The following is a 1,043-nucleotide window of genomic DNA, read 5'->3' on the forward strand; positions in this document are numbered from 1 at the left end:
GTACTCGATGCTCAGGCCGATCACCTTGCGGCGGTCCGTTCGGTACACCTCGTCGGGGAGCGGGATATCCTTGAGGATCGGGACGTTGGCCACTTTCCAGCCGTGCACCGCCAGATACATGCTCAAGGGGGTTTTCCCGCAACGCGAGACGCCCAGGATCACGATGTCGGAGCCGGGAAGGTCATCGGCCGAATTGCCATCGTCGTGAACCACGGTGAAGTCGATCGCCTCGACCCGGTCGATATAGTCCTTGCGGAGCCTCCGGTAAAGCCCGGGTTTTTCGAGGGGCCTGGCGCGGGACTGTGCCGCCACCCGTTCGAGCAAAGGCCCCATGAGGTCGATGGTCACGACGCCGTGCTCCCTGCCGAGGCGGACGAGGGCTTCCCTCAGTTTGCTTTCCACCAGGGTGTGCACGACCGTCCCGCCTTCGGCCGATGCCTTCTTCACCACTTCCCGGATCTGCTGCAGATTGCGGACGTGCCCCTTCTTGATGACCGGCACGTCGAGCTTCGGGAACTGCGCCAGCGCGGTCTCCACGATCTGATGGCCGCTTGCCCCCGAGCCGCCGGAGACGATGTAGACCGGCGGTGGGACCTTCTTCCCCTTGGCCTTTTCGCTGCCCATGGTTTCCGTCCCGTTGTCCGAGGATGCATGGGATGCCGGGCACTGCCGCCCGAAATCAATCTATCAGGCCGCGGAGCGGTTTTCCAATCGACTTCGGGGACGGCGGGCGCACCCGCTTCCGGGACCGGATTCATACCGAGAGGAATTGCCGGCCGGGTTGGGATTGCGGATGACATGCCGGCGGAGATCAGCCCGGGAGGGTCCCCTCCTCCTTCGGAGCCGGTCTTCCCGGACAATCTGCGCTACGGGAACGATGGCTTACGGAGACCGCATTGGTCGGCGTGGCGAAACGGGAAACCGCCGGCTTACCCTCAGAGAAGGGACGCCGCGAGGATGCGGTTGTAGATTCTTCCTGCCTCGGGAATCGACAGCCTGTTCGGGAGTCGATCGAGGATTTCCGGCAGGGACCGGAGGCCCGC

The 1,043-nt window shown here is 64.2% G+C and carries 1 protein-coding gene; it reads right to left on the reverse strand.

Features of this window, described 5'->3' with window-relative positions; genetic code table 11:
• Positions 1-624, reverse strand: a 624-nt coding sequence (locus VJ307_07925) for a kinase/pyrophosphorylase (protein ID HJX74071.1), incomplete at its 3' end; no start/stop codon positions are given.
• Between the last annotated feature and the right edge of the window lie 419 nt (positions 625-1,043).

The organism is Candidatus Deferrimicrobiaceae bacterium, from assembly GCA_035256765.1.
GTDB lineage: Bacteria > Desulfobacterota > Deferrimicrobia > Deferrimicrobiales > Deferrimicrobiaceae > CSP1-8.